Source organism: Flaviramulus sp. BrNp1-15, assembly GCF_022259695.1.
Lineage (GTDB): Bacteria > Bacteroidota > Bacteroidia > Flavobacteriales > Flavobacteriaceae > BrNp1-15.
In genome coordinates this window covers 2,312,600-2,332,107 of the sequence record NZ_CP092099.1, presented here as the reverse complement: position 1 = coordinate 2,332,107, position 19,508 = coordinate 2,312,600, and the positions used below count along the sequence as shown (strand labels likewise).

The window sequence follows — 19,508 nt, the reverse complement described above, 5'->3', positions numbered from 1 at the left end:
ATGACTGAAAACAAATTTCTGCTTTAGCAGGTATTAAACAGAAAACCCCTCGATGTTGCTTTGAGGCAAACTACTCGAAGGGCTTTCCAAACTAACCAACCAAAATTTTTACGATCTTCTTCTTGTTGTCGATCTTGTATTGTTTCTAGAATTACCTCTACTTTGTGTAGCTGTTGGTTTGCTACTTCTAGTAGATTTAGTAACTGTACGTTGCTGAGTTGTTCTTGGTTTACTCACTGTACGTTGTGCTACTTGCGGCTTTCTAGTTGTATTTGTGTTTCTATTATATGTACGAGTATTTGTGCTTTTTGGTTTTTGCGTAACTGTATTATTTCTGGTACGTGTTACCGTTCTTGTACTTGTACTGTTTGTATTAGGTCTTGTTGTTCTAGTAACTGTTCTATTTCTATTAACTTCAGTATTTGTTCTAGGTGTATTTCTAACCGTGTTATCACGTCTTTTAACATCTCTATTTACCGTAGTAGAAGTAGATCTTGTTGTTCTATTAACTGTATTATCACGTCTTACAGTAGTATTTCTATTTACTTTTGTGTTGTTACGTGCAACTGTTCTTCTAGAATTAGCATTTGTATTAACTCTGGTTACATTTCTGTTACTTCTGTTTACAGTAGCATAACTTCTATTTCTTGCAACATTATTGCCTCTTCTGCTTGCAACAGCAGTTCTTGGTCTGTAGTTGTTATAAAACGGTCTGTTATATACATAACGCACAGGGTTGTAAAATTGTCTGTAAGGTCTGTTGTAAACTACACAGTAATCAAATGCAGGAACTACATAAAAACGGTGCCATGGTCTGTAAATATAACCTCTGTTATAAACATTTATAAAGCCTGTGTAGTGAGAGAAAACATTGTATCTGTTATAATGAACATATAAACCACCAACACGATTTATGTAACCAAAATTGTTGTAGTAAATATTTACATTACCAATTTGACTAACACGACCATAAAAATCGTAGTAAATAGGTGTGTTTTCTATTTGAATAACCGCTCCAAATTCGTCGTATTGTATATATCCATTGTAATCATATCCTGAATTAAAACTGATATTTACATTTGGCGTACCTACAGAAACACCTATGCGCGAATTTCCTCTTAAAAGATTAAAATCGAATTGTCCATCACGAAATACCGAAAACTCTATACCATCTTCTACAAATATGAAAGAGTTACCGTAACCTCCATAATAAGTTGCTGTGTTATTTAAAACTGTGTTATTGGTTGTGGCTGCATTAACAGTAAATCCTGTTAGGACTAAACTTGCTAATAAAAATATAAACTTCTTCATAATTGTAAATTTTAAGGGTTCGTTTTAGTAATTACAAACAGCGTGCCAAAAAATTGAAATAGAATTTAGGTTTTTAAGAAATAAAACAAAATTATTTATAAGTTAACTGTTTAGTAACTAGTTAAAAACAGCCTCATATGAATTTAAAAGTATAAATAATATGTTTTGTCGAAAAAAATAGAACGTAAATAAAATTGTATTTATTTTTACAATGCTATTAATTAATCTAAAAAAGAGTATGAAAAATAATAATAAAAAATATTCAAAAGTATTTGCTTTAATTCTAATGGTTTTAGCTTTTACATTTACATCTAATTCTCATGCAACTTCTGGTAATTGGTTTAGCAACTGGTGGGGAAGTTGGGGTAATAATAACCATCATACTCATTACCGTGGATGTGGACATTCTGGATATGGCGGTGGAAATTATCATACACATTACCGTGGATGTGGGCATTCAGGTTACGGTGGTGGAAGACATCATACACATTATCGTGGTTGTGGACACTCAAGTTATGGAGGAGGAAATCAACACACTCATTACAGAGGATGTGGGCATGATGGAGGTGGAAATCAAGGCGGAGGAGACTCTATACCTCTAGATGGAGGTCTTAGTATTTTACTAATAGGGGCTGCTGCTTTTGGAGTTAAAAAGTTACGAGGAAATAAAAATGATAAAAATTAGTTCTTTAAAAAATAAAATCCCATTACCAATAAGGCTTTTTTTAGGAAAAGCCTTTTTGCTTTTTGTAATATGGAAAATTATTTATAGCTTTTTTTTATATGATTCAAAAGTTTTAGACTACCCATTGACAACTCATGTTGCTGAAGCTTCTACGAAATTTTTAAATAGTTCTGGTTTTTTAAGTGGTTTTTCTACAAATAGAACAACTAGAACATCTGTATATGAGGGAGAACTAATAAGTCATGAAGCTTCAGAAATATTCCATAACAATAAATTGGTATTATATATAGCAGATGGTTGTAATGGTTTAGAATTAATGGTTTTGTACATAGGTTTTATCATTTGTATGCCTTCTAAAATTTGGCGCAAAATACTTTATATTATTCTGGGAGTTGCTTTATTAGACATCATCAATATATTAAGATGTGTTGGTTTAATTTATCTGCGTGAATATTTTCAAGCCTATTTCCAGTTTGCTCATCATTACTTGTTTAAAGTTATGGTTTATGGAGCTACTTTTTTAATTTGGAAATTCTATTCACGTAAAATTCAGTTTAAAAATGAACTTGTACAAGTCGGATAAAGTTCGTTTTACATTTGGACTTATATTTATTATTATTATTTATTCTTGGAATTACCTTTTTTTCAAAGAAAATAATAGTAATGTAGTATTACCAAAAATTATAATACATTTAATCATGTTTTCAACAACAATAGCTGTCTATTTTGTTGGAACTATTCATTTAGGAAAATTAGAAGATACTTGGATGTCTACTCTTTGGCATTTAATTCATATATCGGGTTTGTTTATTATTACTTCTCTTGGGTTATTTGATTGGTTTGTATTAGAAATAAGTAAAAGTTTAAAACATTTGGCATATACAATTCAAGAGATATTAATTTCTCCTGTTTTATACGTTGCCATGGGTTTGCTTAATAGAAGCTTAAAGAGTAATAATCAAAACACATAAATAACCTAAACCAAAAATTATATTCATATAACTCGAAGCATTACACTTCGAGTTTTTTTAGCTAATGGTAGCTAATTCAAATAAATATTTATTTTTTGTTCATGTTTTAGTTCTCCCTTCTAAGCTTTTAGGGTTTAGAGGGGATTTTTTTTTGACTAAAAACCGTTAAATACACTGATAATCAATTAGGTATTGTTAAAAACTTGTTTACAATGTAATGTGAAAAACCTAATGTTTGTGCGAAAAATTAACGAACTTAGTTTAACATTAGATATAAAACATTAAAACGATTTCATATCAAGTCGTTGGCAAACATTTGACAGAACTATTATGAAAATGAAAATTTTACTTATAACATTGATTTTGATTTCTTGCCAAACAAAAGGAAAAAAGAAACAAATCGAAATTAAAGAAAGTGAAAAAAAAATAGAAAAAAAAGTAAAACAGACTTCTGAATTAATAAATAACGGAGAATACTTTAAAGTAAGACTTTTTCATCCAGAAACTGAAATAGAATTTGACAGTATTGTATCAAAAGAATTTTTAAAAGATGATTTATTTACTCTATTGGAATTTAATTATCCAAAATTTAAATCTAAACTAATTGATGAAAATTCAGTTGAACTCTTAAAAGGAAATACGAAAATTGTAATTAAAACTTCTGAATTTAAAAAAGACAATAGAGAATTGAGTTTTGATTCAAGTGAAACATTTCTGGAAAAAATTGATGGAAAAGATATTTATGGAACTGACGGAAATATTCCTAGAAAGGAAATATCAAGTTTCTATTTAATAGTTAATGACGAAAAAATAGAAATACCCCAAGAACAATACAATGATTTGTTTGAACCAACAATCGAATGTTTAAATGACAATGATGATTTATACTGCTATACAGTTGGTTACTTAAACGAAAAAGGAGAAATAATATTGACAATGCAAAATAGTGATGGAGCAGGAAGTTATATGGTTATTTTCTTATTTGACAAAAAGAATAAAATTAAGGAAAGAATAATCGGATATCAATTTTAAATAAAACGATTTGCCAACAATGTGTATAATTCATTGCTAGTTAAAGCCTACTTACGAAAGTCCTCGCGGACTTTCTATCTGTGATTTATTTACTAACTTTAGTGCTTAAACAGGCAACGAAATCATACACTAGACCGTTAAACTAACAAAAAATCTCGAAGCATTACACTTCGAGTTTTTTTAGCTATTAGTAGCTAATTCAAATAAATATTTATTTTTTGTTCATGTTTTAGTTCTCCCTTCTAAACTTTTAGGGTTTAGAGGGATTTTTTTGACTAAAAACCGTTAAATAAACTGATAATCAATTGGGTATTGTTAAAAACTTGTTTACAACGTATTGTAAGAAAGGTAGTATTTGTGGTAAGAAATGACGAAATTAGTTTAAGCTTAGAAATTAAACATTAAAACGATTTTATATCAAGTCGTTGTGAGTAATGCCAGTAGCCTAATAGATGTATAATCAAGAGTATTTAGAAAATTTAATTAAAGACAAAAAGGAAGAGAATTTAAACCTCGAGTACAAAGCGTCCAAATCCTTAGACAGACTTGACCAAAAAAAATTAAATGAAATTTCAAAAGATGTTTCTGCCTTTGCTAATTCGAATGGAGGAATACTAATTTATGGAATCTCTGAAAAAGAACATTTACCAGAGGGCATAGATCCAATTCAGAGAGGAGAAGTTGATAGAGAATGGTTAGAACAAAAAATTCAGGACGGTATAAGACCAAAAATTGACGAAGTAAAAATTTATCCTATTGAAATTAATTCAAACCCAAGCAAAGTGGTTTATCTTATTGAAATTCCTCAAAGTACCACTGCACATCAGGCATCTGATAAAAGGTACTATAGGCGACATAATTTTAACGTTCTTCCAATGTACGATCATGAGATACGGGATGTTTTTAATAGAATTAAAACGCCAAAAATTAACCTCTTTTTTAAAGTTTTAGTTCGTGTTCAAAATATGGGTGACACATTTGGACCTGGTATTAGGACAGAAAAACTTATGGTCACTACTGAGTATATTTTTCAAGTTTACGCACAAAATGTTGGCAAAGTGTATGCTAATTATATTAATTGTATAGTGCAAATCCCGAAATCAATTTTGTTAGACACTTTTGAATATGACGATAGTCTTGAGGTCGTTGAATTTGTAATTGATAATAAAGTACGGGATACTATTGGACTAGAGAGTAATCCCCCTAATTATATTGAAAAATTGGGTCCATCACGATATGAGCCAATTCTACCTTCAAGAACTCTCCGAATTGATGATAATAAATGCCAGTTATTGAGTAATTATAGAGGATATAGAAATAAAGAAATAAATTGGGTGGTATATGCTGATAATTCAGAACCTATCTCTGGAAGAATAAAGATAGACAAGATAATTGAGGAGTATGAATATCTTTAGTGATTGTATGTACTCACAACAATGTGTATAGTTCATAGTGTTTAAAGAATGTTAGGGAATTAATGCCGAAATTCATCACATTTGTCCCTTTTTGCTAACTTAGTTTCTTAAACACTACGAAACCATATATAAGCACGTTAAACTAACAAAAAAAACTCGAAGCCAAATACTTCGAGTTTTTCATTTTTAACTAATAACTAACTAATTCAAATAAAAATTTATCTTTTGTTCTTTTTTTGCTTTTTTACTTTACCGTTTTGTTTGTAATAGTAGTAGTTGTCATCATTTTCAAAATGGTAATCGTCTCTATCATCAAACCTATTAATATCGTAATGTGTGTTACGGTTATTCCAGTTTACAAAACCTCTGGTGTGTACAATTTCGCCCCAATGGTTGTACTGTACGCGTAATCCGCCCACTTGGTTCACCACAGCGTTTCTACCTCTTCTGTAGTTAATAAATACAGAGCCTACGCGGGTAATGTTTCCGTTTCTGCTGTAGTTTAAAAACACGTTACCAATACGTCTTACTTTGCCGTAACGGTCGCGTATTATTTGTACACCGCGGTTTGCACGCATGTTACTAAACTGTATTTGTGCATTTGGGCCTCTGTGGTTTGCATTTATACTGCCACGTTTAGAGTTGTTTTTGTAATACATACCATCGTCGTAAAACCCGTTATCGATATGTGTGTTAAAATCAAAGCTTCCATCAGGGAAAATTAAAAACTCAATACCACGCTCTATAAACATAATAGGTTGCGCATAACGGTAGCGTTTTGTAATATCTAAATGGTCTCCTGGTTTTTGGTGGTTTAGTTCTGTTGCGAATGCAGTTGTCCCAATTAACATACCTGCAAATAATAGTACTAATCTTTTCATAATCTTAGGATTTTACATTAATAATTTCCGATTTTTTAATATCTCAATAATATCGAGATTTTAGCTTTTCGGCTTATGCTATGTTGTATTGGATTTCAATTTGCGTGCCAAAAATGTAAAGTATTGTTTTGCAGGATTATAGAGTTTTTTAGTCATTTCGAACGGAGAGAGAAATCACATAGTTTGAGAAAAAAAATAAATAAAGCACGTAATGAGATATCTCAATCGTGCCTCATTTCGACATGACTTTGTGGTTTTTGTATATGATTTATAAGTCATTTCGACGATAGGAGAAATCACATAATAGTGGTTTATATGAATTATGTGATGTCTCAATCGTGCCTCATTCGACATGACTTTTCGGTTTTTGTTTATGATTTACAAGTCATTTCGAACAAAGAGAGAAATCACATAACAGAGGTTTATATGAATTATATGATGTCTCAATCGTACCTCATTTGCACATGACTAAAGTTTTATAAATAATTACTACTTTTATATAAACCAATCAATTCTAATGAAAAACCAATTAGAAACCTGTAAAAATTGCGAACAACAATTTGAAGAAGGCTTTAAATTTTGTCCGCATTGTGGACAACAAGCTAAAGACGAGTTAACAGTAAAAGTGCTGTTTTATAACACAATAAGCAATTATTTTTCGTTTGATGCACGCTTTTTTAAAAGCTTTTTACCTTTATTATTCAGGCCAGGGTATTTAGCAAGTAAATTTATAGAAGGTAAGCGTTTACTGTATTTACACCCTGCACAAATGTATTTGTTTATTACGGTGGTGTTTTTCTTTTTGTTTTCTTTTATTCAACGAAAACAAGTACAAGAGTTAAATGATAATTTAGCCAAAACCTTAAAACAAGAAAAGTTTACTGATACTATTACAAATGATTTTATAAAAGACTCTTTAAAGGCGGTTAAATTATCTGAACTTAAAAAAGCAGATTCTATTGCTAGGGCAGAAGTACGGCATGCATTAGAAGAAAGTAAATTAATAAATGGTTTTTCTGACGAAAAAATAGATTCTTTAATAAAGTCTGATAAATTTAATAAGAACAATGTTATTATGTTTGGGAATGGTGAAGATACTATAGATTCATTAATAGCAAGCGGCGCAAGTGATAAAGATATTTATAAAGAAATGGGAATGAGTGATGATGCGGGAGCTTTTACTAGACGTTTGTATGCACAAGCGCTAAAATTTTATAAATCTAGAAGAGGAGGCAGTGTTTTACAGGCATTTTACGATACCATACCTATTGCATTGTTTTTCTTACTGCCAATTTTTGCAATATTATTAAAACTGTTTTACAGAAAAAGCGGGCGATATTCACACCATTTGGTATTTAGCTTTTATTATTTCTCTTTTTTGTTTACCGTATTTAGTATTTTAATTGCTGTTAATTTTGTTGTAGATATACCGGGTTGGATTAGTTTTTTAATAGCACTTTCTACCTTTGTCTATTTATTTTTAGGATTAAGGCGTTTTTACCAACAAGGTGTGATTAAAAGCTTTTTTAAAGGAAGTATAGTTACTTTTTTATTTTTGTCTTTTGTGGCGCCTTTAGCAGCTGTAATTTTAGGAATGTTTGCTTTTTTGTTTTATTAATACGCTATTTTAACAGGTTTTCCAGTTTCGAGATAAGTAATTAAATTAATATAGGATTTTTCGTTTCCGGTTATAAAAAACTTCATGAGTGCCTTGTACTTTTGGTTGTTTTTATACCCAATACCATATGATGTTACTTTGGTGGTTGAATCATTAATAGCTTCAAAATAAATAATGTTGTATAGGTTTTTTTCGTCTGCTTTCATAAACTCAGGAAAGTGTTCGCTTAATTCTGCTTGAAGTGTAATCAATTTATTAGGTACGTGGTTTTTTATATTCAAATAAATGGTAGTTGCATCACCTATTTTGCCATCTTTATTGTAATTGGTTTTAATGGTACCGTTAATTTTAAAATCTACTTCAGCTATGGCAACTGCCCAACTTTCCCAACCTTTTTTGGTTGAATATGCTGTAAATACAGAGTCTACAGGTACGTTTACTATAAATTCCTGAATTAAAGTAAGCTCTGAGGTGTAAGTAGAATCTATTTTTGAAGTGACTCGTTTTTCAATATCATTAATTTGATTTTGGCTTGTACAAAGAAAAACTGAACAAAATAGAGCGGTAGTGAGTAAAAAATGTTTCATGGTTAGTGTTTTTACAAAGCTATAAAACAATTTATAAGTGTGATTGTAAAAAATTAACCTTCTCTGTCTAATGGAAAAAAATTAGGTGGGTCTTTATCAAATTCATTTTTTATAAACTCACTAGGGTTAAAACCCGAAAAGTGTTTAAACTCTTTAATAAAGTGTGATTGATCTGAAAAACCACATAAATAGGCTATTTCTGTCCAACTTATTTGTTGCTCTTGCTGTATTTTTTGAAGAATATCGTTAAAGCGTAAAACACGATGAAGTTGTTTTGGTGTTAAACCTATATATTTTTTAAACTGATGTATTAAATGTTTCTGCGAATTTGGGTATTTTTCAATGATTTGATTGTGATTATTATTTGAATTTACCCGTAATTCTTCAATAGCTTTTACTAGGTCTTTCGGAGGTGTTTTAGTTTCATCAAACTTACTTAATAACCAATTTTCTACGATTTTAAATTTATCAGAAGATGTTTCTGGATTTAAAAGCGAATCTCTTAAAAGTAAGATATCATCACTAAACAATTCTTCTGCAGGAATAACTTTATCATTCAATTCTTCAACAGGAATTTGTAAAAAAGGGTAACTACCACAAGGTTTAAATTGTACAACTAACATTTCGGAATTCTGATGCGCAGAAATTGAAATATAGTTTTTATGCATACCAGAAACCCAAACTTTGGTAAAAGATTTTTTTGGTTTTAAGGTGTTGTTATCAAAAGTATTTCTGCTAAAACCATCAAGTTCAAAAATCAGAAAAAGATGTCCTGTAGGAACAACACGCTCAATAGAATGATCTGGATTAAAATCTTTATAATGAAAAATAGACTCAACGTAATTGCTTAGTAAATTATTTAAAATGTGAGTATTAAATACCATACAAAAAACAATAATGTTAATTTTATAACTTTTCCTTTAAATATTTTCCGGTTTCAGACGCTTTAACTTTTACAATGTCTTCTGGTGTGCCACTAGCTACAAGGTTTCCACCGGTTTCACCACCTTTAGGGCCTAAATCAATAATATGGTCTGCACATTTAATAAGTTCTAAATTATGTTCTACAACAATAATGGAATGCCCATTTTCAATCAATGCATTAAACGATTTTAATAATTTTTGAATATCATGAAAATGAAGACCAGTAGTAGGTTCGTCAAAAATAAAAAGAGCTTTATCTTTATTAGTTCCTTTCCCTAAAAATGAAGCTAGTTTTATACGCTGAGCTTCGCCACCAGAAAGGGTAGAAGAGCTTTGGCCTAAAGTAACATAGCCTAAACCAACATCTTGCAATGGTTGGAGTTTGTTTTTAATTTTTGTTTGCTTGGTAGCTTCAAAAAAAGTAATGGCATCATCAATGGTAAGATTTAGAATATCATCTATATTTTTATCTGCAAAAGTAACTTCCAGAACTTCTTTTTTAAAGCGTTTTCCTTTACATGTTTCACATTCTAAATGCACATCTGCCATAAATTGCATTTCAATAGTTACTTCACCTTCGCCTTTACAAGTCTCACAGCGTCCGCCATCTACATTAAAACTAAAATGCTTGGGTTGGTAGTTTCTTATGGCGCTTAATTTTTGTTTTGAAAACAATGCGCGAATGTCATCGTAAGCTTTTATATAGGTAACCGGATTAGAACGTGATGAACGACCAATAGGATTTTGATCTACATATTCTATATGTTTTACATTGGTAAAATGGCCTTCTAAAGCTGTAAACTGACCAGGTTTATCACCAAAATCGGTTAACTTTTTTTGCAACGCCGGATATAATATTTTTTTAACCAACGTACTTTTTCCGCTACCGGAAACACCAGTTATAACGGTTAGCATCCCTAAAGGAAAACTAACATTGATGTTTTTAAGATTATTTTCGCGAGCACCTAAAACATCTACATGGTATTTAGAGGATCTTCGTTTTTTAGGGACTTCAATTTTTAAAGTTTCGTTTAGGTATTTAGCGGTTAATGATTCTGAAGCTAGAATATCATCATAAGTGCCATGTGCTACAACGTGCCCACCAAAAGTTCCAGCTTCTGGACCAATATCTATAATGCTATCGGCAGCTTTCATAATATCTTCGTCATGTTCTACAACAATTACAGTATTTCCTAAATCGCGTAATTGTTTTAAAACCAGAATTAATCGCTCTGTATCTTTTGGATGTAAGCCAATACTAGGTTCGTCTAAGATATACATAGAACCAACCAAGCTACTTCCCAAGGAGGTTGCAAGGTTTATACGCTGACTTTCACCACCCGAAAGTGTGTTAGATTTTCGGTTTAGCGTTAAATAATCTAACCCAACATTAGCTAAAAATGATAATCGGTTATTTATCTCTTTAAGCAACCTGTTTGAAACTGTTGTGTCGTAATCGTTTAACTCTAACTGATTAAAGAAATTAGCTAATTTATCTAATGGCATTTCTACCAAATCTGTAATATTAGCACCACCAATTTTAATATAGTTAGCTTCGTTACGTAAGCGTTTTCCATTACAAGCTTTACACTTTGTTTTTCCGCGGTAACGTGATAACATAACACGATTTTGAATTTTATAAGCTTTAGATTCTAACTCTGCAAAAAAGGAGTTTAAGCCTTCAAAATATTGATTACCATCCCAAATAAGTTGTTTTTGAGCATCAGTTAACTCAAAATAGGGTTTGTGTATAGGAAAATCGAATTTATGAGAATTATTAACCAATTGGTCTCTATACCAACTCATGCTTTCGCCACGCCAAGGAAAAATAGCGTTTTCGTAAATAGAAAGTCCTGTGTTTGGAATAACTAAATCTTCATCAATTCCAATAATATCGCCATAACCTTCACATTTTGGGCAAGCTCCATAAGGATTATTAAAACTGAATAGATGAATATTTGGTTCTAGAAAATTAATACCATCCAATTCAAATTTATTACTAAAATGTCGCTGTTTGCTATCTTTTAAAGTTTCTATGATGCATTCGCCTTTACCTTCAAAAAATGCGGTTTGAGTTGCATCTGCAAGTCTGTTTAAAAAATCTTCGTCATTTTTAGTAATAATTCTATCAACAACTAGTAAAACTTTGTCTTTAGTATTAATATCACTAGCCTCATCAATTCTAACAACGTCATTATTAACTTTTATTCTGGCATAACCTTGTTGCTGTAATGCTTTAAGTTTGTCTTCAATAGTTCTTCCTTCTTCTAAGTAAATAGGAGCGAGCAAGAGTAGTTTTTCACCTTCAGGAAATGTTTTTAAGTGGTTTAAAACATCGGTTACCGTATCTTTTTTCACTTCGTCTCCAGAAACAGGTGAGTAGGTTTTGCCAATTCTTGCAAAAAGTAATTTTAAATAATCGTAAATCTCTGTAGTTGTACCAACGGTTGAACGCGGATTGGTAGAGTTAACTTTTTGTTCTATAGCTATGGCAGGAGCAATGCCTTTTATATAATCTACTTTTGGTTTATTTAAACGCCCTAAGAATTGACGTGCGTAACTCGATAAACTTTCAACATAGCGTCTTTGGCCCTCAGCATACAGCGTATCGAAAGCTAAACTGGATTTACCTGAGCCCGATAAACCGGTAATAACTACTAATTTATTTCTAGGTATAACAACATCAATATTTTTTAAATTGTGCAATTTCGCACCTTTTATGATGATATTTTCTTTAGGGTTAACTTCTGTAAGAGTAGTATTCATAGACTTTAAAGCGAATAATTTAGCAAAGATACTATAAGTAGTTCAGCTTAAAAAATGAGAATTGAAACTATAAAATGTTAAAAAAACATGCATTTTTTTGTTTTTTAGGAACGATTGTTGTTATATTTGACTTTGTAATTAGCAATTAATCAAACTCTCGCCTATAGCAGAACATTACTTTTAAACATGTAACCCCAAGCAAAGAAGGACTTCTTCTGTGCATTAAAAGTAATTGTTATGCAACACGAAATTATTTCAGACGCTACTTTAGTTAGTAACTATATTAAAGGAGATGAAGGAGCTTTAGAGACTCTTATCATTAGACACAAACAAAAAATTTACAGCTTTATTTATTCGAAAGTATATGATAGAGATATCGCTGAAGATATTTTTCAGGATACTTTTATTAAAGTTATTCGCACACTAAAACGTGGTGCGTACAACGAAGAAGGTAAGTTTTTACCATGGGTTATGCGAATTTCGCATAATTTGGTAATAGATTTCTTTAGAAAGAATAACAGAATGCCAAAATTTGACAATACTGGTGAGTTTAGTATTTTTTCTGTATTAAGTGATACGAGCTTAAATGCGGAAAAAACGATTATTAAAGAACAGGTAGAAAATGATGTTAGACGATTAGTTGATGAGCTTCCAGATGACCAAAAAGAGGTGTTGTTAATGCGTATTTATAATGATATGAGTTTTAAAGAAATATCAGAAAGAACAGGGGTTAGCATTAATACGGCATTGGGTAGAATGCGTTATGCGTTAATTAATTTACGCAAGATTATTGATAAGCATAATATAGTTTTAACAAATTAATGCAATAAAGTAAATTTTGCTGCGTTATTGGTGTAAATAAACCTTAACATAAAATAATGGCAAAACTTTACTCTGAAAAAAAATCTTTACAAAATTCAAACGAACTAGAACCGAAGGAAGAAACGGTTAATTTTCTTCTAAATTACTCTAAGGCTTTAAGTGTTATAAATTGTAATAAATTGAAGTTTGAAGCGCTTCTAAACTAAGTTTTCAAAAAGTCCTGATTAATCATCAGGACTTTTTCTTTTTTAGATAATCGTTTATAACGGTTTGCCTTCCAATGGTTTTTGTAATAACATCTTTGTCTAAATCCCAACCTCTAGCTGGAGAATATTCGCGCCCATACCAAATAATTTGTAGATGTAAATCGTTCCATAATTCTTTAGGGAATATTCGCTTAGCATCTTTTTCGGTTTGAACCACATTTTTGCCATTACTTAAATTCCATCTATACATTAATCGGTGTATATGCGTATCTACTGGAAAAGCAGGTATACCAAAGGCTTGCGATAAAACTACTGCAGCTGTTTTATGGCCAACAGCAGGCAAAGCTTCAAGCGCTTCGTAAGTTTGAGGCACTTTACCATCATACTTATCAATCAATATTTTTGATAAACCATGAATACCTTTACTTTTCATAGGAGACAATCCAACGGGTTTTATGATTTCTCTTATGTCTTCCACAGTAAGTTTTACCATATCGTATGGATTATCAGCTCTTTCAAACAGCAAAGGTGTAATTTGGTTTACCCGAACATCTGTACTTTGGGCAGACATTAAAACCGCGATAAGTAGCGTGTATGGATCTTTATGGTCTAAAGGAATTGGAATCTCTGGGTATAATTTATTTAAGGTATTTATAACAAAGTTTACCTTCTCTTTTTTAGTCATTAATCGTATTTTTGTTAAAAATCAAAGTTAAGACTATGAATACACTAAAACAAGGTGATGCTGTACCAAATTTTACGGCAAAAGATGAACAAGGAAATACGATTTCTCTAAATGATTATAAAGGAAAAAAGCTAATTGTTTTTTTCTACCCAAAAGCTAGTACACCAGGTTGTACTGTTGAAGCTTGCAATTTAAGAGATAATTATGAAGTTTTACAAGAGGAAGGTTATGAGTTATTGGGTGTAAGTGCCGATTCTGAAAAACGTCAATCTAATTTTAAAAATAAATATAATTTTCCTTTTCCGCTTTTAGCAGATGAAGATAAAACTGTTATTAATGCTTTTGGAGTTTGGGGACCTAAAAAGTTTATGGGTAGAGAGTATGATGGTATTCATAGAATGACCTTTTTAATTGATGAAAATGGAGTTGTTGTGCGTGTTATTGAAAAAGTAAAAACGAAAGATCACGCTGCTCAAATATTAGGATAAAAAAAAGAGGCTGTTTTAAACAGCCTCTTTTTTTATTTGTTACTTAATTTTTTTCTTCTACTAAGCGTTAAAGGTTTTCTAGTATAACCGAATAAACGATAGTCTTTAATTAAATCTGCCGTTCCTTCAGGAACCATATCTTCCCAACCATCTTCTCCTTCACAAATCATGCGTAATATTTCTCGTGAGAAGATTGACATAATGCTTGTATCATAATCGTCAATATCAATCACTTTACCATTGTATTTAAAGAATTTGTACAATTCTTTCATACGTGGATATACTTTTAAATTTTCACTGTTTATTAATTCACCAGTTTCAGGGTCAAGCATAGGGTATAAGTAAACTTTTAAGTCTTTAAAGAAAAGTTTACCAAATGCTTCTAAAATTCCTCCGCTTATATGACGATAGTATTTTTCATCAAAAATATCAACCAAATTGCTAACACCCATTGCTAATCCCATTCTTGCTTTAGAGTATTTAGAAAAATACTCTACAACTTTAAAATATTCCTGGAAATTAGATATCATTACCGATTGTCCTAACGAGCATAATAAATCTGCTCTATCAATAAAATCTTGTTCATCAATTTCACCTTCGGCTCTCAAGTTAGATAGTGTAATTTCAAAAACAACAACCGTTTTATCTTTATCTACTTTATTTTCTTTAATAAACATGTTATATGATTTCTCATACATAGCCATATTTACCTTAGTTACAGGTCTGAAACTTCCACGAAGCGCTAAAATGTTCTTTTTGTAAAACACTTTTGCAGGCAATACATTGGTACCATCTGGTCCAAACATTACAGCATCGGTCATGCCATTTTTAACAAGCTGTAAGCTCATTAGTCGGTTATCTATATTTTTAAAAACAGGACCAGAAAAGTTAATAGTATCAATTTCTACTTGATCTTTATCTAAATGATCATATAAATAGCGAAGTAATTTTTTTGGAACGTTATACTTATAAAATGCCCCATAAATTAAATTTGTACCTAATATACCTAGTGTTTCTTGCTGTAATCGTGCATCAGTTTCTTTAAAACGAACATGTAAAATAATTTCGTTGTAACCACCTTTAGCGTCTATTTGATATTTTATACCAACCCAACCATGGCCTTTGTACTGTTTTGCAAAGTCAATGGTAGCAACGGTATTAGCGTAAGTAAAAAATATTTTATTTGGGTGTTTATCGCGTGTTAACCTATTTTCCATGAGGTTCATTTCATGGGTAAGCATTTTACGTAAACGAGCTTCAGTTACATAACGGCCATCATCTTCTGCACCATAAATAGCATCACTAAAGTCTTTATCGTATGCAGACATTGCCTTTGCGATAGTCCCCGAGGCACCTCCAGCTCTAAAGAAATGCCTACAGGTTTCTTGTCCAGCTCCAATTTCAGCAAATGATCCGTAAATATTTTCGTTTAAGTTAATGCGAAGAGCTTTCGATTTTAAAGAAGGGATGTCATCAAATTCTTTGTCTCCTTTTATGGTAATTTCCATATCATATATAGGTTATACTTGTGCGTACAAAGGTATCAAATAAGTATAGTAAACAAAAAAATAAGTTTATTTTTGTTCAAAACTTAGCTATTTGAAAATTACTTTTCTCGGTACAGGCACATCGCAAGGTATTCCAATTATTGGAAGTAATCATCCTGTTTGTTTGAGTAAAAATCCAAAAGATAAACGTTTACGAGTTTCGGTTTTGGTTGAATGGGATGGTTTTACCTATGTTGTAGATTGTGGGCCAGATTTTAGATATCAAATGTTGCGATCTGGTTGTAAACGGATTGATGGTATTGTTTTTACACACGAACATTCCGACCATGTTTTGGGTTTTGATGATATTAGACCGTTTTACTTTAGGCAAGGTGATATCCCTATTTACGGACACAAACGAGTAATAAAACAATTAAAAAAACGCTTTGATTATGTTTTTGAAACTGAAAATAAGTATCCTGGGGCACCAACAGTAATTATAAACAAGATTAAGAATAAACCGTTTAAATTGAAGAATTTAGAGGTAATTCCAATAAATGGTAAGCATGACGATTTACAGGTTTTTGGTTTTAGGTTTAAAGATTTTGCATATTTAACCGACATGAAAACCGTTAAGAATAAAGAAATTGAAAAATTAAAAGGTGTAAAAACTCTAGTTGTAAATGCTTTACGTATAGAGCCACACCGTTCACATTTTAACTTAGAAGAAGCATTGGAATTTATAAAAAAAGTAAATCCAGAAAAAGCTTATTTAACGCACATTAGTCATTTATTAGGATTTCATGACAAAGTTGAAAAAACATTACCAAAAAATGTGTTTTTAGCTTATGATGGGTTACAATTAACAATTTAAAATAAAGAAAATGAAACAAAGAATTTTTATGTATTTATTTGTGTTTTCAATACTGCTGGTTTTGTTTCAGTATGTTAATTCTAAACGTGTATTCGAGGATATGAATAATAAATTGGAAGTTCGCCAATCGCAATTAGAGAAGTACAAAGATTCAATAGCTGTTTTACAAAATAACATTGCAGAAGTGTCGCATTTTAATTTAGAAAGAAACGAAGATGCTATAAGTTATTTTGAAAATGATGGATATAATGTAGATGAGTTAATCCCGTTTATAAAAGATGAACTTTATAAATTGAATGAAGTAAAAGGAGAGCATCCTATTGTACCTTATGCAGCAAGCGAGGGTAGAAAAATGTTGATTAACACAGTGAAAATGCTTAATCATAAATGGATTATAGCAGATTTCTCTGATGGTCAATATTGGGGAGAAATTTTCTTAACTTATGAAATAACTGAAGACAAACAGCTAAAATTCAATTTGGTAGAATATTTTTTATATCCTTTTGATTAGTGATTAGTTGCTTTTAAAAGCAATACCCTTTTGTTTTTTTGTTTCTCCTACATAGGAATATTCATAAGTGTATGAAGAATCTGTAGTAGTTAATATTTTTAAATGAATATCTTTTTGTTCAGCCATATTCTTTGGGTTGATAGTTTTAAAAACAACTTCACAATCGTTTATCCATCGTAATTGAGAAGAGTCTATTTTATTGTTATAAACTTCAACCTGTAAGTTTTCGGTTCTTTTAAAAGTAGATTTATACAAAACACCATCTATAGTAACTTCGCTATAAAACTCTCCAGTTTTATAATCTTTACAATTACGAGTTGTTTGGTAACAGCCAAAAAGGATGAATAGTGATAGTAAGTAAAGAAATCTCATAATTAAATATTGAAATGCAAAACTACTAAAGAAAAATTTTAATTATTGAAATTTTTAAAACTTCCGTCAGAATAGAAAATTACGATACGCTCGATAGTTTTGTCGTTTTTAATTTCTGAAACTAATTTTTCTGTTTCTACAATAGGAGGTATAATTTCTTTTTTCACCTCTTCGGTATTATTCTTAGTTGGGAATTCTCCCTTGCCATTAAATAACCAATACAAATCAACTTCAGGAAATGCGGATAAAATTTTTAAGATAAAATCTAAACTAGGTTTATTTCTGCCGGAAAGAATGTGCGAAATACTAGAACGTTGTACACCTATTTTTTCTGCAAAAGAAGAGGAGGATTCACCATAGAAATCTATTATTTTTTGAAGTCTTTTTATAAAATCTTCGCTGTTTATCATTGTAAATACCTATTGGAGTAATTTCATGTTACAAATGTAACAATTTAACATTAAACAGATGCTTTTTCAATGTTAAATAATCTGTAATATATAAATTATAAGTTTAATTAATAGTGTATAATTTACTGATAAACTGCGCTTTAATAAGTTATTAAAATTTTAATTATTTGTGTTTACTTAAGAGGTTGTAAATCTTTTAATTCTTGTATAATATTGTAAACAAATAGATGTATTTTATTGTTTACAATTGTAAATTAGTAAATGTTTACATTTGTAACATTAAAAAAACAACATGCAATTAGAAGACATTCAATTACAATATAAAAGCTTTAAAGAAACAGGGTTGTTTCACAGGTATATTACCAATAAACATATCGAGCCTTTATTAGATAATTTAGGTGAACAAGTAAATGTTGAAACTATAGGATTTTCAGTTTTAAACAAACCAATCTATGGATTAAAAATTGGTCATGGTAATAAACGAATTCTAATGTGGTCTCAAATGCATGGAAACGAATCTACCACAACAAAAGCTTTATTCGATCTTTTTAATACACTCTTAGATGAGGATAGTATATTAAAACACATTCTAGACGCTTGTACATTATATGTTATTCCTATTTTAAATCCAGATGGTGCTGAAGCATATACACGATTAAATGCTAATGAAGTAGATTTAAATAGAGATGCACAAAATTTAACTCAACCAGAAAGTAAAGTTTTAAGACAAGTTTTTAAAAGCTTTAAGCCACATTATTGTTATAATCTTCATGGGCAACGCACCATTTTTAGTGTAAGAAAGTCTAATAAACCAGCAACAGTATCTTTTTTAGCTCCAGCTCAAGATAAAGCGTGTTCTATCAGCTCAAATAGAAAAGTGGCAATGGAAGTTATTAGCGCTATGAATGATGCTTTACAAGCGCTAATACCTAATCAAGTTGGGGTGTATGATGATGCTTTTAATCTTAATTGTGTTGGTGATACTTTTCAGAGTGAAAATATACCTACTATTTTGTTTGAGGCAGGTCATTTTCATAACGACTATGCAAGAGAAAAAACACGTGAATTTATATATATATCATACATTATATCTTTAAATTATATTTCTAATTCAAATGCAATTGGAGATAATTATGAAGGTTATTTTAAAATTCCAGAAAACAGCAAGTGTTTTTATGATGTAATTATAAGAAAAGCAAAAGTAAATGATGAATTTTTAGATATTGGAATTCAATTTCAAGAAAGGCTAATAGAAAATAAAATTGAATTTATTCCAAAAGTTGAAAAAATAGAAAAACTAGATGACTATTTTGGACATAAAGAAATAGAAGCCAATGGGTTTGAAGTTTACGATAATGAGGGAAAGCTATTAAAAGTTAATAACGAAAACGTTTTCGTAATTATAAATAATGAAAAAAAATCGCTTATATCGAAATAAAACGTATCATTTATGGCGTATTTTT

At 30.5% G+C, this 19,508-nt stretch carries 20 protein-coding genes; 11 read left to right on the top strand and 9 right to left on the bottom strand.

Annotated elements, in window-relative coordinates; all coding sequences use genetic code 11:
- Positions 1-108 precede the first annotated feature (108 nt).
- Entirely contained in the window at positions 109-1,311 is a 1,203-nt protein-coding gene (locus tag MBM09_RS10295; RefSeq protein WP_238673639.1) for a hypothetical protein, read from the bottom strand.
- A 238-nt stretch (positions 1,312-1,549) separates the two neighbouring features.
- Here MBM09_RS10295 and MBM09_RS10290 point away from each other — a divergent pair, with 238 nt between their 5' ends.
- From MBM09_RS10290 to MBM09_RS10270, 5 genes are all read left to right on the top strand, one after another.
- Positions 1,550-1,996: a PID-CTERM protein-sorting domain-containing protein gene (locus MBM09_RS10290; RefSeq protein ID WP_238673638.1), complete on the top strand. Its 447-nt coding sequence runs from the start codon at positions 1,550-1,552 to the stop codon at positions 1,994-1,996.
- Entirely contained in the window at positions 1,983-2,579 is a 597-nt protein-coding gene (locus tag MBM09_RS10285; RefSeq protein ID WP_238673637.1) for an archaeosortase/exosortase family protein, read from the top strand. The genes MBM09_RS10290 and MBM09_RS10285 overlap by 14 nt, the downstream gene beginning before the upstream one ends.
- A 115-nt stretch (positions 2,580-2,694) precedes the next feature.
- Complete coding sequence (locus MBM09_RS10280; RefSeq protein ID WP_238673636.1) at positions 2,695-2,967, top strand: hypothetical protein; 273 nt, start codon at positions 2,695-2,697, stop codon at positions 2,965-2,967.
- Between the two features lie 336 nt (positions 2,968-3,303).
- Positions 3,304-3,999 carry a hypothetical protein gene (locus MBM09_RS10275; RefSeq protein ID WP_238673635.1) on the top strand — a complete coding sequence of 232 codons (696 nt, stop codon included), beginning with the start codon at positions 3,304-3,306 and terminating at the stop codon, positions 3,997-3,999.
- Between the two features lie 452 nt (positions 4,000-4,451).
- A complete protein-coding gene (locus MBM09_RS10270; protein ID WP_238673634.1) occupies positions 4,452-5,414 on the top strand; it encodes a helix-turn-helix domain-containing protein in 963 nt (320 codons plus the stop codon).
- Between the two features lie 218 nt (positions 5,415-5,632).
- Here MBM09_RS10270 and MBM09_RS10265 read toward each other — a convergent pair whose 3' ends face one another.
- Complete coding sequence (locus MBM09_RS10265; protein ID WP_238673633.1) at positions 5,633-6,295, bottom strand: hypothetical protein; 663 nt, start codon at positions 6,293-6,295, stop codon at positions 5,633-5,635.
- 517 nt (positions 6,296-6,812) lie between these two features.
- Here MBM09_RS10265 and MBM09_RS10260 point away from each other — a divergent pair.
- Positions 6,813-7,913 carry a DUF3667 domain-containing protein gene (locus tag MBM09_RS10260; protein WP_238673632.1) on the top strand — a complete coding sequence of 367 codons (1,101 nt, stop codon included), beginning with the start codon at positions 6,813-6,815 and terminating at the stop codon, positions 7,911-7,913.
- Here MBM09_RS10260 and MBM09_RS10255 read toward each other — a convergent pair.
- From MBM09_RS10255 to uvrA, 3 genes are read right to left on the bottom strand one after another with little or no spacing between them, the layout of a single operon-like run.
- Positions 7,910-8,500 (bottom strand): SRPBCC domain-containing protein, encoded by a 591-nt coding sequence (locus MBM09_RS10255; RefSeq protein ID WP_238673631.1) that lies wholly within the window; start codon positions 8,498-8,500, stop codon positions 7,910-7,912. The two genes, MBM09_RS10260 and MBM09_RS10255, sit on opposite strands and share 4 nt — an antisense overlap.
- 53 nt (positions 8,501-8,553) lie before the next feature.
- Complete coding sequence (locus MBM09_RS10250) at positions 8,554-9,384, bottom strand: AraC family transcriptional regulator (RefSeq protein ID WP_238673630.1); 831 nt, start codon at positions 9,382-9,384, stop codon at positions 8,554-8,556.
- A gap of 22 nt (positions 9,385-9,406) precedes the next feature.
- Positions 9,407-12,190 (bottom strand): excinuclease ABC subunit UvrA, encoded by a 2,784-nt coding sequence (gene uvrA / locus MBM09_RS10245; protein ID WP_238673629.1) that lies wholly within the window; start codon positions 12,188-12,190, stop codon positions 9,407-9,409.
- Positions 12,191-12,427: 237 nt separating this feature from the next.
- Between uvrA and MBM09_RS10240 the strand changes: the two genes are divergently transcribed.
- The gene (locus MBM09_RS10240) at positions 12,428-13,012 is read left to right on the top strand and encodes an RNA polymerase sigma factor (protein ID WP_238673628.1); all 585 of its coding nucleotides are present in this window, start codon (positions 12,428-12,430) and stop codon (positions 13,010-13,012) included.
- A 231-nt stretch (positions 13,013-13,243) separates the two neighbouring features.
- Here the strand turns inward: MBM09_RS10240 and nth are convergent, their stop codons facing one another.
- Positions 13,244-13,903 (bottom strand): endonuclease III, encoded by a 660-nt coding sequence (nth, locus tag MBM09_RS10235; protein ID WP_238673627.1) that lies wholly within the window; start codon positions 13,901-13,903, stop codon positions 13,244-13,246.
- Positions 13,904-13,938: 35 nt separating this feature from the next.
- On the opposite strand from nth, the gene bcp reads away from it, so the two are divergent.
- A complete protein-coding gene (bcp, locus tag MBM09_RS10230; RefSeq protein WP_238673626.1) occupies positions 13,939-14,391 on the top strand; it encodes a thioredoxin-dependent thiol peroxidase in 453 nt (150 codons plus the stop codon).
- Positions 14,392-14,423: 32 nt separating this feature from the next.
- Here bcp and MBM09_RS10225 read toward each other — a convergent pair whose 3' ends face one another.
- Entirely contained in the window at positions 14,424-15,899 is a 1,476-nt protein-coding gene (locus tag MBM09_RS10225) for a TonB-dependent receptor (RefSeq protein ID WP_238673625.1), read from the bottom strand.
- A gap of 91 nt (positions 15,900-15,990) precedes the next feature.
- Here MBM09_RS10225 and MBM09_RS10220 point away from each other — a divergent pair, with 91 nt between their 5' ends.
- Entirely contained in the window at positions 15,991-16,752 is a 762-nt protein-coding gene (locus MBM09_RS10220) for an MBL fold metallo-hydrolase (protein ID WP_238673624.1), read from the top strand.
- Between the two features lie 10 nt (positions 16,753-16,762).
- Positions 16,763-17,263 carry a hydrolase gene (locus MBM09_RS10215; RefSeq protein ID WP_238673623.1) on the top strand — a complete coding sequence of 167 codons (501 nt, stop codon included), beginning with the start codon at positions 16,763-16,765 and terminating at the stop codon, positions 17,261-17,263.
- 3 nt (positions 17,264-17,266) lie between these two features.
- Here the strand turns inward: MBM09_RS10215 and MBM09_RS10210 are convergent, their stop codons facing one another.
- Entirely contained in the window at positions 17,267-17,635 is a 369-nt protein-coding gene (locus MBM09_RS10210; protein WP_238673622.1) for a DNA topoisomerase IV, read from the bottom strand.
- 38 nt (positions 17,636-17,673) lie between these two features.
- A complete protein-coding gene (locus tag MBM09_RS10205; protein WP_238673621.1) occupies positions 17,674-18,045 on the bottom strand; it encodes a helix-turn-helix domain-containing protein in 372 nt (123 codons plus the stop codon).
- A gap of 292 nt (positions 18,046-18,337) precedes the next feature.
- Here MBM09_RS10205 and MBM09_RS10200 point away from each other — a divergent pair, with 292 nt between their 5' ends.
- Complete coding sequence (locus tag MBM09_RS10200) at positions 18,338-19,483, top strand: M14 metallopeptidase family protein (protein ID WP_238673620.1); 1,146 nt, start codon at positions 18,338-18,340, stop codon at positions 19,481-19,483.
- Positions 19,484-19,508: the final 25 nt, after the last annotated feature.